Source organism: Megasphaera stantonii, assembly GCF_025567065.1.
Classification (GTDB): domain Bacteria; phylum Bacillota; class Negativicutes; order Veillonellales; family Megasphaeraceae; genus Megasphaera; species Megasphaera stantonii.
The window spans coordinates 99,810-113,593 of the sequence record NZ_JAOQKD010000003.1 but is presented as its reverse complement, the minus strand read 5'-3'; the positions used below and the strand labels follow the sequence as shown (position 1 = coordinate 113,593).

Below are 13,784 nucleotides of genomic sequence, written 5' to 3'. Positions count from 1 at the left end.
AAGTTTACGGGAGAAGGTCGCAGACCTACCGAAGGAGTTAAACTCTCAGGTGCCGGGAGGCAGGACCGTGAATGGACACGACTCTGGAGAGTCCCGTATGGGCGCCGAAGGTGCAGGGTATCTTGACGATATCTAATCTCTCAGGCAAAAGGACAGAGAATAGCGCAATTATTTCATTATTTCTTTATGCTGTTTTTGACCTGTCTTCAGAGGTATGCTGACGACAGGTTTTTTGTATTTATTCCTAAAATAACAGTGTAAAGGAGTATGGTATTATGGTAGACATTTTGAACCAAATTGACAGCTTTGTGTGGGGACCGCCTTTATTGGTGCTGCTGATCGGCACGGGCATCATGCTGACGATCCGCCTGCGCCTGCTGCAGATTTTCCGCCTTCCTCATGCGCTGAAGCTGATCTTTACGGCAAAGAATCAGGGCGAAGGCGATATCGACAGCTTTAAGGCGCTGTGCACGGCCTTGGCTGCGACTGTCGGCACCGGCAACATCGTCGGCGTCGCTACGGCCGTCCATGCCGGCGGCCCGGGCGCCGTTTTCTGGATGTGGATGGCAGCGCTCGTCGGCATGGCGACGAAATACGCCGAATGCCTGCTGGCCGTCAAATACCGCACCGTCGATAAAAACGGCGAAATTTCCGGCGGCCCGATGTACTATATCGAAAAGGGCTTGGGACCTAAATTCAAGCCGCTGGCCTGCATTTTCGCCTTCTTCGGCGTTCTCGTCGCCTTCTTTGGCATCGGCACCTTCGCCCAGGTCAATTCGATTGTAGAAATTACGCGCCTTACGGCCGACGTTCCTGTAGAATATACGGCGATTGTCCTGACCATCGTCGTCGCGGCTGTCACCATCGGCGGCCTCCAGTCCATCGCCCGGGCGGCGTCGAAAATCGTTCCGGCTATGGCTGTTATCTACGTCGTTTCGGCGGCTGGCTTCCTCATCATGTTCTACGAACAGATTCCGGCGGCTATCGAACAGATTCTCGTCTGCGCCTTTACGCCGACGGCTGCTTCCGGCGGCTTCCTCGGCGCGACGGTCATGATGGCAATGCGCAACGGGATTGCCCGCGGCGTCTTCTCTAACGAATCGGGCCTCGGCAGCGCGCCTATCGTAGCGGCGGCGGCTAAGACGAAATGGCCTGCCGAACAGGGCTTCGTATCCATGACGGGTACCTTTATCGATACGATTATCATCTGCACGATGACGGGCTTAGTCCTCGTCGTCAGCGGCTTGTGGACGAGCGACCTGAACGGCACGGCTCTGACGAACGCCGCCTTCCTGCAGGCTTATCCGACCTGGGGCAGCTTCATCCTCTGCATCGGCTTGACGCTCTTTGCCTTTACGACGATCCTGGGCTGGAATTATTACGGCGAACGGTGCGTGGAATACTTAGTCGGCGTCAAGGGGATCATGCCGTACCGCATCATCTTCATCGCCCTCGTAGCCTGCGGCGCCTTCATCAAATTGGAAGTTATCTGGATTTTAGCCGATATCGTCAACGGTCTGATGGCTGTGCCGAACCTGATCGCCCTCATCGGCCTCAGCGGCGTCGTCGTAGCCGAAACGAAACGGTACTACGCGCATTTAGCTGCTGAAAAGGAAGCAGAAAAGGCGGCTCTCGTAGACCAGAAGGTAACGGCGGGACACTAAATATAAGATAGGGCTTTTATCATAGGGGTATGATACAACTGCATTAGGAAGTTACGCGCCTCACGGGGAAAGGGGTCCCTGTGGGGCGCTGTTTGTTTGCCTTTCCTTTATCGTAATAGTATGCATATATTTTGTAAGTTTTCTGTAAGTACCGTTTTAGTCATGATGACGATTACTTATATATATGGTATAATACTTTTTATGAAGCAATATTTTCGAAAGGCAGTGAGTACGTATGGCAAAGATTACTTTAAAATCTGGTTTTGTATTTGACGTAGAAAATTTATACGGCCCGGGCAAGGTGACGGAAGAAGACGTCAAGGCCATGGAGCCGGCCTATACGAAAGCCCATGAAGCGGTTATGGAAATGCGCAAGACCGGCATCATGGCAGGTCATTTATCTAAAGACGGCGAACCGGAAGCCGTACTGTTCCCGCAGCTTCCCTACATCGTGGAAGGCAATATCAACAATCCGGAACGGATCATGGCAATGGAAGAATTGGCCCGTCAGGTGCGCAACCGCGTCGACGCAGTCGTATTCTTCGGTATCGGCGGCTCCTATTTAGGCGGCAAGGTCCTCTTCGACGTGCAGTGCGGCGAATTTTGGAACCTCAAGAGCACGGAAGCCCGCAAAGGCTATCCGAAGGCCTTCTTTGCCGGCAACAACGTCGATTCCCATAAAGTCAGCGGCCTCATCGAATTCCTCAAGGCGGACAGCGCTGCGAAGTCCGGGTATACCGTCATGGGCGTCGTCATTTCCAAATCGGGCTCGACTATCGAACCGATGTCCAATTACATGGTCGTCCGCCAGGCGATGGAAGCCGCAGGCATCAAATTTGAAACCGTCGCCGTGACAGATCCCCATGAAGGCGAAAAAGAAACGCTCCTGCACGGATTGGCGAGAAAATCAGGCTGGCCTATTTTCTACGTTCCCGATGGAGTCGGCGGCCGGTTCAGCGTGTTCTCCGAAGTGGGCCTCCTCGTCGGCGCTCTGGTCGGCTTTGATATCCGTCAGTTCTTAGCCGGTGCAAGGGATATGGACAAGGCCTGCCAGAATCCCGATATTTGGCAGAATCCGGCCTTGCTGAACAGCGTGCTGAAATATATTTCCGGCGCAAAATACGGCCGCGACCTGGAAGTTCTCATGCCCTATGCGGACAGCCTGAAATCCCTGTCGGAATGGTATATTCAGCTCCTGGCCGAATCTTTGGGCAAACGCCTCGACAAACAGGGCCACGTCGTCAACTACGGTCGCACGCCTATCGTCGCCGTCGGCACGACGGATATGCACGCCCAGACACAGGAACACCAGGAAGGCCCGAAGGATAAGGTCGTCCAGTTCGTTTCCATCGCCAACTGGAAGGACGACGTCGTCGTTCCCCACATGTACGACGAATATCCGAAGCTGGCCGCCTTCAGCGGCTTGCCCCTGAGCAGTATCCTGGAAGCGGCCCGCAGCTCGAATGCAGAAGCCCTGATCGGCGACGGCCGTCCCAACGCCAACTACATTTTGCCCGAATTGACGCCCTATCATTTGGGCGAAGTCATGTTTATGCTTTGCTTGTCCATTGCGTACGAAGGCGAATTCGCCAACGTCGACGCCTTCAATCAGCCCGGCGTGGAAGTGTACAAGAAATTCCTCGGCGGCCGTTTGAAGAAACTGCAGGAAGGTTAATTATGAACGTATTAGTTACAGGCGGCGCCGGGTATATCGGCAGCCATACCGTACGGGCCTTGCTCGAACGGGGCTGCCGCGTCGTCGTCCTCGATAATTTATCGCGGGGCCATCGCGGCGCCGTGCCCGACGGCGTACGCCTCGTCGTCGAAGATATTCATCACGTCGACGCCGTGAGCGCTCTTTTGACAGAAGAAGGCATTGACGCGGTCATGCATTTCGCCGCTCACAGCCAGGTCGGCGAATCGATGGAAAAACCGACGATTTACTATGACAATAACGTCGTCGGTTCGTACTGCCTGCTGGAAGCCGTACGCCGGGCCGGAGTGAAATATTTTGTATTTTCCTCGACGGCAGCTGTGTACGGCGAGCCGGAGCAGACGCCGATTACGGAAGATATGCCCTATTGCCCGACGAACGTATACGGCCAGACGAAGCTCATGATCGAGCAGATGCTGGCGCAGTTCAGCCGGGCCTACGGCCTGCGGTATGCGGCGCTGCGGTATTTCAACGCCGCCGGCGCGTCCCGCGACGGCAGCATCGGCGAGGACCATACGCCGGAAACGCACCTCATTCCGCTTATTTTGCAGACGGTCCAGGGGATACGGGATCATATCACTATTTTCGGTACGGACTATCCTACGGAAGACGGCACCTGTATCCGCGACTACATTCACGTCGTCGATTTGGCCGACGCCCATTGCCGCGTCCTCCAGTACCTGGCGGAAGGCGGGCAGCCCCAGGCCTTCAACCTGGGCTCGCAGCACGGGTTCAGCGTGCGCGATATGATAAGGGCGGCGAAGGCCGTGACAGGACGAGATTTTGCCGTCGAAGAAGGCCCGCGCCGTGCCGGCGATCCGGCGGCCCTCGTCGCGTCGTCGGAAAAAATCCGCCGACTGACGGGCTGGCAGCCCCAGTACAGCCAAATTGAAACGATTATTGCCGACGCCTGGAAATGGCACAGCGGCCATCCGAACGGATACGATGATAAAGCGTAATCTGTCGGCCCTTCGGCATCTGGTAAGGAACGCAGCAGCTCATCACAGAAACACATGGCTCCCGTATGGAGTCATCCTGCTTTGCTTGGCAGGTATCTGGTGGGGCTGGGATGGCGTTCCGTCAGGGCGGCAGGAAATCATACGGGAGACGAAGAACGATATCAGTTCTTCGCCTCCCGTTTTTTCTTCCTCTGACAGGGATGAAGAAGAGGAGCGTCCTGAAGGCAGGCTGGTCGAAGGTACTGCGCCGTCTCTGCGGCGCAGGCCCCTGCCCGATATATTTGCCGGCAGCGCGCCGAAGAGCGCTGCCGATTCTGCAGAGAAGGCGCGGCCCGTCGCGGCGGCTCCGGCTGCGGAGCTTCCCGTCCTTTGCGGCACGATGGAGCATAACGGAGCCTATCTGGCTTTGTTCCGCCATCGCGGGGAAACGCTGGTCTGCGCCGCAGGGGACAGCTTCGATGGATATACCGTCGTCAGCGTATATCAAGACGGCGCGCAGCTGGAAAAAGACGGAATCTGCGCGGCCGTAAGCATGTAAAGGAGATGACTATGAAAGTTTGCCGATATATCCTCATTATGATGGCTATCGCATGGTACGGGCCGGTTTGGGCCGGCAGTTCCTTGTCCGTTCACGTCCGCGAGGCTCCTATCCGCTCCGTGCTGGAAGGGCTGGCCCGCAGCGGCAATATAAACCTCATCGTCGACGATACGGTGCAGGGGACGATGACCATGCATATAAACGGCGTTACCGTTGAGGACGCGCTGGACGCTATCGCTGCAAGTCAAAACCTGTATTACGAAAAAGAGGGGCCTGTGCGGACCATGACGGCCGGGAAGAAACGGGATGGAGCGAAATCCCTGCGGACGTGGAGGCTCCGCTACGCCGTCCCGACAGACGTGCAGGAGGCCGTCCGGGCTATGGTGCCCGACGGAGACGTCCGCTGCTACGACGATACGAATACGCTCGTCGTCGGGGCGACGCCGCGGGAGCATCGCGCCGTGCAGGACCTGGTCGCGGCGCTGGATACGAAGCCGCGGCAGGTCGACGTCGAGGTGGAGATCGCCTCTATTGATCGGAGTGCCCTGCGCCATGCCGGCGTCGAATGGAATTGGTCCAGCGTGAACGGCGGCGCCGGACATGAGGGATTTTCCTTCGCCGCTCAGATACAGGCGCTGGAAGAAAAGGGCCAGGCCTCCGTACTGGCCAGGCCTCGCATGGCTGCCCTGAACGGCAGGGAGGCGAGCGTCCTTATCGGCGATAAAATTCCCGTCGTGACGGAATACATGAGCGGCGGTGAAAAAACGGCGACGACGGAGTACAAGGACGTCGGCGTGAAGCTCCGCTATGTGCCGCGCATTCACGACGACGGGACGGTGACGGCGGCTATCGAGGCTGAAGTCAGCACGCCTGTATTTGTCAATGAAATGAAGGCCTACCGCATCGCCACGCGTCAGGCCAAGACGGTCGTTCGCATGATGCCCGGAAGGACGCTGGTATTGGGCGGACTCATCCGCAAGGAAGACGTGGAGAGCCTGCGCAAGGTGCCGATATTGGGAGATATTCCGCTGCTGGGGAAATTATTCCGCAGCCATTATACGTCGTCCAAGGAGACGGAAGTGGTCATCCTGCTGCGTTCCTTCGTCCGGGAGGAGATTCCTTGACAGCCGGCGGCGGGGAGGAATATGATAAAGGCAGAAAAACGGCCTGTCTTGCTATGGACAGCAGCAGGCGGACGGAGAAAAGAGTGAAAGAGCATATGCGTGATGGAAAGCGGAGAGACCAAGTTCTTTTGTTGGCGGCGGGATTCTTTTATTTTTCCAGCCCCATGGCAGTTACGCCGATCATTACCGGATTTTCCGGCTCGTTGGGGGCGAGCGCGGCCCTGATGGGCCTTATCGGCGGCCTGATGAATCTTTGCTCCCTGTGCTGCCGGCCCTTTGTAGGAGCTTTTTCCGACAGGGTGAGGAAATACATATTATCCTGTATCGGCGCAGTGTGCCTGATCGCGTCCTGCCTTGGATACGTCTTCGCCTGGAGCCCGCAGGTCGTCATGGCGGCCCGCGTTATCAACGGCTTTGGCTTTGCCCTGTGCTCTATCAGCCTGTCGACATGGTTTTCCCTGCTGCTGCCGAAAGAGCATATGGGCGCCGGCATGGGCGTGTACGGCACGATGAACGCCCTGGCCATGGCCCTGGCGCCGGCCATTGGGATTTACTGCTATCATCATCTCGGTTACCGGGCGGCGTTCTGCGTCGCCACGGCCTTTGCCGCAGCGATCATCGTCCTTATCCAGTTCGTATCGTATAAAAACGAACCGTTGCCGTCGGCCGGCAAGGGCTTCCTGCCCGATCAGTTTGTCGATACAGGCGTCCTGCCCGTATCGTTCCTCATCATGGTATTTACCATTCCGTACTGCGCTACCCAGTCCTTTCTGGTACAGTACGTGCAGGCGAAGGGGCTGCCCTTTTCTGCCGGCATGTTTTTTCCGGCCTATGCCGTAGCCCTATTGCTGCTGCGGACGGCGATGCGCGACCTGTTCGACCGCTTATCCTTTCAGTTTTTCTTCATTATGGCCTGCCTCTGCACGGCGGGCAGCATCCTCCTGCTGGCTGTCATGGACAGCTTTTGGGAAATGATCGCGGCGGCGGTGCTCATGGCCGGCAGCTACGGCGTAATGTGTTCCGTGTGCCAGGCCTTGGCTATCGTCGTGGCCGTCGGAGGGAAGCGGGGTTTGGCGAACAGCACCTATTATATCGGCATCGATTTGGGCATGGCCTTAGGGCCCTTGTTCGGCGGTCTGCTGTTCGGCACGCTGCCGATTTCCTTCTTTTATCCCGTCCTCCTGGCGTCGCTGCCGGCGGCAGCGGCCATTTATTGGTATGGCCGGCGGCGCGTATTTTCCGCCCGGTCTTCCGCTCATGCAAAGTAAAACCTTTAACGTTTGAGAGATAAGAAAAATTACAGAAAAGCATATTGACAATTCTCTTATTTTTCGTATAATGAAATCACGACACAATATACGTTCCCGATAAAGGTATAGACGGAAAAAAGTAGGGCTGCAAATACCCTCGCAGAGAGCCGGTGGGCGGTGTAAACCGGCAGGTGATGCAGCGTGAAGTTCTTTCCTGAACTGTGAGGCTGAACAGAAATCAGTAGGCCGATCCGGTATGGCGACCGTTACATTGCTATGAGTTGATCTGATTCGAGATTATTAGGGTGGTACCGCGGAGATGTTCGTCCCTTGGGTATCACCCTTTTTGTATTCTGGAATGCAGGTAAGCAGGGTGGTACCGCGAGTTCATCGTCCCTCATGGAGGGGCGATTTTTTTATATCAAACGGGAATCTAGCTATTATATTTCTTCATATCATCCATTAGGAGGCAACCCAAATGAACAGTTCAGTTATTGTCGTAGGTTTGTACATTTGTACGATTTTCTTAATCAGCTGGTACACGAAGCACCGCGCTGCCGGGAAGGCGGAAAACTATATCCTGGCCGGCCGTCAGCTCACGACGCCGCTCATCATGGTTTCTATCGTCGGCCTGGCCGTCGGCGGCGCGTCGACTATCGGCGTTGCCGAACAGGCCTATAAAGCCGGTCTTTCCGCCGGCTGGTACACGACGGCCTGGGGCATCGGTGCGATCGTCATGGGCATGACCGTCGCTAAAAAATACCGCAGCCTCAACATCACGACGATTCCCGAAATGCTGGAACGGTATTACGATAAGAAGAGCATGATTATCGGCATCATTTGCCAGATCATCGTACAGCTCGTCGTCATGAGCATGCAGTACGTTGCCGGCGGCATGATTCTCGCAGCCCTTATGCCGGAAATCTTCACGCCGACGACAGGGATGCTCATGAGCGCTGTCGTCTTCATCGGTGTAACCCTGATCGGCGGCATGTGGTCGGCCAGCATTACGAACCTCATGAACGTGTCCCTGAAATACGCCGGCATCCTCATGGCCGTCGTACTGGCAGTGCGCATGGCCGGCGGCATGGATCAAATCCAGATGAACCTGCCCATGCCTCACGGCCTCGATTTCATCGACGGCGTAGGCCCCATGACCATCGTTACGTGGATTATCGTCCTCATTACGGTCAACCTGTCCCTTCAGAGCATCATCCAGATTTCCCTCGGTGCAAAAGACGTGCACACGGCCCGCAAAGGCTTCATCATCGGCGGACTGCTCATGCTGCCGATTGGTTTCGTCAGCGCCCTCCTCGGCGTCATCGCTTCGGAATTATATCCCAACATTTCGGCTACGGCTGCATTGCCCCAGGTCATCATGTCCCTCGACCCGTGGCTGGCCGGCATTACCTTGGCGGCTCTTTGGGCAGCCGACGTCAGCTGCGCCTGCAACCTCCTTCTCAGCTCGGCGACGCTGTATTCCCATGACATTCACAAACGCTTCGTCGACCCGAATATGTCCGACAGCAAGTATCTCAACGTCACCCGTATTTCCGTATTCCTCCTCGGCCTGCTTACGCTGAGCTTTGCCTTGACCATCAGCGGCATCATCTCCACGCTCATGGCCGGCCTCAGCCTCATGACGGCGTTCAGCGTCATCGTTCTCATGACGATGTATGCGCCGAAATACTGCTCCCGCGCAGCCGCCTTCTATACGATTCTGGCTTCGGTCGTCGTTCTCGTAGCCTGGATGTTCGTACCGGCCGTCCGCGTTCTGCCGCATGTCATTTATGCCGAATGGATTGTCTGCGGCGTCCTCTTCGTCGGCATCAGCGCCGTGACGCGCAGCAACGCCATCCACATGGAAGGCGTCGAACCGGCTGCCGTACAGGAAGGCAAGACGAAGGCCGTACCGGCTCAGCATTGACGGTAGGCTTCGCGAGTTTCCCTGCGGCAGATCCTATGGTATAATTAAATAACCTGCATATGAAAAATCCCTGTAAAGTAAATTTCTTTACAGGGATTTTGTGCAGCTGATTGTATGCTGGTTCCGGCAGGATAAAGCTGCCGGGCGCAGCGGAGATAAAGAGGTGACGGCGATGGAGAAAGGAACGGCGATTTCGCTGTACGAAGGGGAACGGATTTTGTGGCAGGGCAAGCCGGGCTGCTCGTGGCGCAAACTGGTTAAACCATCGGATATACTGAAGGTTCCCATAGGGCTATTGCTTTTTCTGTTTGCCCTGGGTTGGGAAGGCGCAGCCTTGTCTGTTCCGGGCCTGTGGGGTCTCGTCGCGCCCTTATTCGGCCTGCCTTTTATAGCAGCAGGAGCGTATTGCAGCGTCGGCCGCTTTGTCCATCGCCGCTGGCAGCGGCGGCAGATTGCCTACGTGCTGACGAGCGAGCGGATTCTTACGGTGTACCGCAGCTGCCTGGTCTGCCGGTTTTATCACACCCTGCGGTATTTGGAGAAGAGGGAGAATGGCGACGGGTCGGGGACGATTCTTTTCGACAAGAGGCCTGTGGATTGGCATGATTTTCATTTTGCTTTTTTTAATGAACTCATACGGGAACGGGAATATGAATACGCCGCTATCGACGATGTCGACGCCGTTTGGGCCCTCATTGAAGCGCAGCGGCGCCGATGGATGAAGCCCGGCGCCAAATAATAAAACGCGCCGGCAGACAGTCGTTTTCTGTCTGCCGGCGCGTCTTCTATTTCAGGCTTTGATATATCTGTTCGATGTTGCTGCGCATGCGGTCTATATAGGTTGCCTTTCCTTCGGCGCTTTCAATGGTGTGGATCGTTTTGACCGACGCGCCTACTTCCTTGGCCAGGGTTTCCGAAATCTTGGGGCTGACCATGGTTTCGGAGAAAATCGTTTTCACCTTATGCTGCTTGCAGAAATCAGCCAGGCTGGCCAGCTGCTGAGGACTCGGCTCGCCGCTGGCAAAGACCGACTCGACGCTGCGCTGCGTCAGGCCGAAATCGCGGCACAAGTAGGCGAAGGCGGCGTGGCCTGTGACGAACTGCCGGTTCGGGACGGATTGGAATTTTTCCTGATATTCCGCCAGCACCTGCTGGAGCTGTTCGTTATAAGCGGCGGCGTTTTCGTGGTAAAATTCGGCGTTGGCCGGGTCGGCTTCGGCCAGGGCGGCGGCGATGTTCTGCACTTCCGTCTGAGCGGCCTGCAGGCTGAGCCAGCAGTGGGGGTCGTCGCGGCCGTGTTCGTGTATGTCGTGCTTGTCTGTGTTGGCGATTACCTGGACGCCTTTCGAAGCGTCGACGGCGACGAGGTTTTTATTGTCTACGACTTCCAGCGTTTTATCCGCCCAGGGCTCCATGCCCAGGCCGTTGTACACGAATAAACGGGCATGGCTCAATTCCTTGAGATTTTTCGTCGTCGGCTGAAAATCGTGGGGCTCCGTGCCGTCGGGAATCAAGGTGACGACGTCGACCTTATCCTTGCCGACGGCCTGGGTAAATTCTTTCATCGCGTTGAAAGAGGCGACGATTTTCAGTTTGCCGTCGGACTGGACGGAGCCGTCGGATTGGGCGCCGCAGCTCGCAAGGAGCACGGCTGCTGCTATCATTGTGATACATGCTGTAAGCCATGATTTCATAACATATCCTCCTCTGAAATAGGAATATATACGTATAGTATAAACTGTATCATAGCACTAACCGTTGTCCCTTGTCAATAAATGCAAATGCCTTGCATTTTCCTTTTCGCGACTATATAATAGAGCAGGTATTTTATATGATAAGAAGGAGCTGCTATGATTTCATTAGAAAAGGTGTCCTTTGCCTATGAGCACGGGCCCTATTTACTGCAGGACGTTACGATGACCGTGCAGGACGGCGATTATATTTCCGTCGTCGGGGAAAACGGCAGCGGCAAGAGCACCCTCATCAAGCTGATATTGGGGCTGCTGTCGCCGAGCCGCGGCACGATTTCCAATACCTTCCGCCGCTGCGCCTACGTGCCCCAGCGGTTTGAAACGCTGAACAGCCAGTTTCCCATTACGGTCTACGAAGTGCTGAACTGCCAGCGCAGGATATTGGGATATAAGGATAAGGATATTATCCGCCGCTCGCTGGAGCAAATGAACGTATATGAGTTAAAGGACCAGCTCATAGGTAACTTGTCGGGCGGCCAATGCCAGAAGGTGCTCATTGCCCGGGCCCTCATGGGCGAGCCTGATCTGCTCATTTTTGACGAGCCGTCGACGGGCATCGACGTCAAGAGCCAGATGGAGCTGTATCCTTTTATCCGCCATTTGAATCAGGATCGGGGCGTAACGGTCCTGACGGTAGAGCATAACCTGAAATTCGCCGCTAAGAATTCGACGAAGATGTTTCACGTCGTCAACGGCGGCGGCCATTTCTGCTCGCCTGAAGACTATATCCGCGAATACGTATCGGACAACATGGGGAGGGACGGCAATGTTTGAGTACGCTTTTATGCAGAACGCCTTTATCGTGGCCGTGCTGATTTCCATCGTATGCCCTCTCATCGGCATATTCCTCGTGCTGCGCCGCTATTCCATGATCGGCGACGCCTTATCCCATGCGTCTCTGGCCGGCGTAGCTATCGGCCTTTTGCTGGACGCCAATCCCATCCTCAGCGCCTTCGGCCTTACGTCGGTCTTCGGCATTCTCATCGAAGTGCTGCGCCAGCGGTTCCGCCAGTACGCCGAGCTGATACTGGTGATTATCCTGTCCTTATCCGTCGGCATCGCTATTACGATTATCAGTTCCGGCATGGTGCATACCAACGTGGAATCCTTTTTATTCGGCAGTATCCTGACGGTGACGCGGGAAGACGTATGGTCAGTCCTGCTGCTCAGCATCGTGTCGATTTTGACGATTATTAAGCTGTACCCCCAGCTGGTCATGCTGACCTTTGACGAAGACGGGGCGAAGATCGCCGGCGTAAAGAGCCGTCTGATCAACTACGTCTTTGCCGTCCTCGTCGCGGCGACGATTTCCGTGTCCATCCGCATCGTCGGCATCCTGGTCATCAGTTCGCTCATTGCACTGCCGGTAGCTACGGCGCTGCAGCTGCGGAAGGGATTTCGCCGGACTATGGTATGGTCCGTCCTGTTCAGCTTTTTAGATATTATTCTGGGCCTGGGCATCGCTTACGGAATCGACGCTGCGCCAGGCGGCGTGACGGCGATTGTTTCCGTACTCATGCTGCTGGCCGTCATTGCATATAAAGAAACGGCGCAGGCCCGGCGGCTGTAAGGAGGTACAGCTATGGACGACATGATACAGAACGAGGCCCGTGCAGAATGCCTCCACCGCTGCGGATTAAAGAGCACGCGGACCCGCAAGCTGGTCCTGGATGCGCTGTACCGGCACGGCGGCGTGTTGACGGCGGAAGATATTTATCAGGAGCTCATCGGCCAAGGACAGGGCATCAACTTTTCCACGGTGTACCGCATACTGGAAATGTTTACGGCCAAGGAGCTGACGGAAAAGCATTATCTGCCTGATTCCCGGAAATACGGCTTTTCCCTGCGGGCAATGGGCCATCGGCACCGCTTGATTTGCCTGAAATGCCGCCGCATCGTGGAAATCGACCACTGTCCCTTGGCGGGATTTGAAGCGGAATTAGCTGAGAAGACCCAGTTCGATATTGTCGGGCACAATTTGGAATGGTACGGGTATTGCCCGGAATGCCGCGGCCTTGCGCCTTGCGGAGAAGACAAAACGATAAAGACGGCGAAGGAGGAGTAGATGTGGCCTTATGCAAAGAACGGCTGGATGACTATATAGAAACGCATTGGCAGGACAAGGCCGCTGTGTCCCTGTACTGCCGTCCTCTGGATGGCGGCGACGACTTTTTCTATCGCGACCGGGTCATGCCGTCGGCCAGCTTGATCAAGGTGCCCATCATGGCCTGCGTCTTCCGTCAGGAAAAAGAGGGACAGTTGTCCTTTGATGCGGCCTATCCCGTTTACGGTAACGTCGAAGGCGGTTCGTTTTACGACCTGCCGGAGGGGACGGAAGTATCTCTTCGTACGCTGGTGTTTCACATGATTGTCGAAAGCGACAACACGTGTACGAATATGCTCATCGATGTGCTGGGCTTCGACGCCGTCAACGAGGAAATCCGGCGGCAGGGCATGGAGCATACACTGCTGCGGCGCAAGATGATGGATTTCGAAGCGGCCCGCCAGGGGAAAGAAAACGTGACGTCTCCCGGCGATATGGGGCGCTTGTTTCTGCGCCTGGCCTCCGGGACCTGCGTCGACGGGCGGCGCGACGAGGCGATGCGGGCTATCCTGGCCCAGCAGGAGGATAACTGCATTTTGCCGGCGCAGATTCCCAATACCGTGGCGGTAGAGCATAAGACGGGCGAGCTGGACGGCATATATCACGACTGCGGCCTCGTCTGGAAACAGGGCCGGCCCTACGTGTGCTGCCTCATGGCCGACGGGATAGTCCATGAAGCCCAGGCCATTTACGATATGTCGTATTTGGCGCGCTTCCTATATGATGAAATATAAAAACTGCAGCAGTGCCGGT

General features: G+C 55.9%; 13 protein-coding genes, 1 riboswitch and 1 other annotated feature. Of the genes, 12 read left to right on the top strand and 1 reads right to left on the bottom strand.

All coding sequences use genetic code 11. The features are described 5' to 3' along the window. The first annotated feature begins 73 nt into the window (after window positions 1-73). Window positions 74-166, top strand: a riboswitch (glycine riboswitch). Window positions 167-275: 109 nt separating this feature from the next. From OCV58_RS03380 to OCV58_RS03345, 8 genes are all read left to right on the top strand, one after another. After that, window positions 276-1,664 (top strand): alanine/glycine:cation symporter family protein, encoded by a 1,389-nt coding sequence (locus tag OCV58_RS03380; protein ID WP_087477861.1) that lies wholly within the window; start codon window positions 276-278, stop codon window positions 1,662-1,664. 235 nt (window positions 1,665-1,899) lie between these two features. Continuing rightward, complete coding sequence (locus OCV58_RS03375; protein ID WP_154876945.1) at window positions 1,900-3,339, top strand: phosphoglucose isomerase-related protein; 1,440 nt, start codon at window positions 1,900-1,902, stop codon at window positions 3,337-3,339. 2 nt (window positions 3,340-3,341) lie between these two features. Beyond that, window positions 3,342-4,337 carry a UDP-glucose 4-epimerase GalE gene (gene galE / locus OCV58_RS03370; protein ID WP_154876944.1) on the top strand — a complete coding sequence of 332 codons (996 nt, stop codon included), beginning with the start codon at window positions 3,342-3,344 and terminating at the stop codon, window positions 4,335-4,337. Window positions 4,338-4,422: 85 nt separating this feature from the next. Beyond that, the gene (locus OCV58_RS03365; RefSeq protein WP_107195819.1) at window positions 4,423-4,875 is read left to right on the top strand and encodes a hypothetical protein; all 453 of its coding nucleotides are present in this window, start codon (window positions 4,423-4,425) and stop codon (window positions 4,873-4,875) included. Window positions 4,876-4,886: 11 nt separating this feature from the next. Next, window positions 4,887-5,999, top strand: coding sequence for a type II secretion system protein GspD (locus tag OCV58_RS03360; protein ID WP_267312775.1), 1,113 nt, complete (start codon window positions 4,887-4,889; stop codon window positions 5,997-5,999). A gap of 83 nt (window positions 6,000-6,082) precedes the next feature. Further along, the gene (locus OCV58_RS03355; protein ID WP_267312774.1) at window positions 6,083-7,267 is read left to right on the top strand and encodes an MFS transporter; all 1,185 of its coding nucleotides are present in this window, start codon (window positions 6,083-6,085) and stop codon (window positions 7,265-7,267) included. A gap of 99 nt (window positions 7,268-7,366) precedes the next feature. Continuing rightward, window positions 7,367-7,583: a binding site (T-box leader), on the top strand. Between the two features lie 144 nt (window positions 7,584-7,727). Beyond that, a complete protein-coding gene (locus tag OCV58_RS03350) occupies window positions 7,728-9,176 on the top strand; it encodes a sodium:solute symporter family protein (RefSeq protein ID WP_107195816.1) in 1,449 nt (482 codons plus the stop codon). Window positions 9,177-9,276: 100 nt separating this feature from the next. Further along, entirely contained in the window at window positions 9,277-9,915 is a 639-nt protein-coding gene (locus tag OCV58_RS03345) for a hypothetical protein (RefSeq protein ID WP_154876942.1), read from the top strand. 46 nt (window positions 9,916-9,961) lie between these two features. Here OCV58_RS03345 and OCV58_RS03340 read toward each other — a convergent pair whose 3' ends face one another. Further along, window positions 9,962-10,870, bottom strand: coding sequence for a metal ABC transporter substrate-binding protein (locus OCV58_RS03340; RefSeq protein ID WP_154876941.1), 909 nt, complete (start codon window positions 10,868-10,870; stop codon window positions 9,962-9,964). 156 nt (window positions 10,871-11,026) lie between these two features. Between OCV58_RS03340 and OCV58_RS03335 the strand changes: the two genes are divergently transcribed. From OCV58_RS03335 to OCV58_RS03320, 4 genes are read left to right on the top strand one after another with little or no spacing between them, the layout of a single operon-like run. Then, window positions 11,027-11,701 carry a metal ABC transporter ATP-binding protein gene (locus OCV58_RS03335; protein WP_087477852.1) on the top strand — a complete coding sequence of 225 codons (675 nt, stop codon included), beginning with the start codon at window positions 11,027-11,029 and terminating at the stop codon, window positions 11,699-11,701. Next, the gene (locus OCV58_RS03330; RefSeq protein ID WP_095629773.1) at window positions 11,694-12,497 is read left to right on the top strand and encodes a metal ABC transporter permease; all 804 of its coding nucleotides are present in this window, start codon (window positions 11,694-11,696) and stop codon (window positions 12,495-12,497) included. The genes OCV58_RS03335 and OCV58_RS03330 overlap by 8 nt, the downstream gene beginning before the upstream one ends. A 12-nt stretch (window positions 12,498-12,509) precedes the next feature. Beyond that, window positions 12,510-12,992, top strand: a complete 483-nt coding sequence (locus OCV58_RS03325) for a Fur family transcriptional regulator (protein ID WP_154876940.1) — start codon at window positions 12,510-12,512, stop codon at window positions 12,990-12,992. A 2-nt stretch (window positions 12,993-12,994) separates the two neighbouring features. Beyond that, window positions 12,995-13,765, top strand: a complete 771-nt coding sequence (locus tag OCV58_RS03320; RefSeq protein ID WP_267312773.1) for a serine hydrolase — start codon at window positions 12,995-12,997, stop codon at window positions 13,763-13,765. Window positions 13,766-13,784 lie beyond the last annotated feature (19 nt).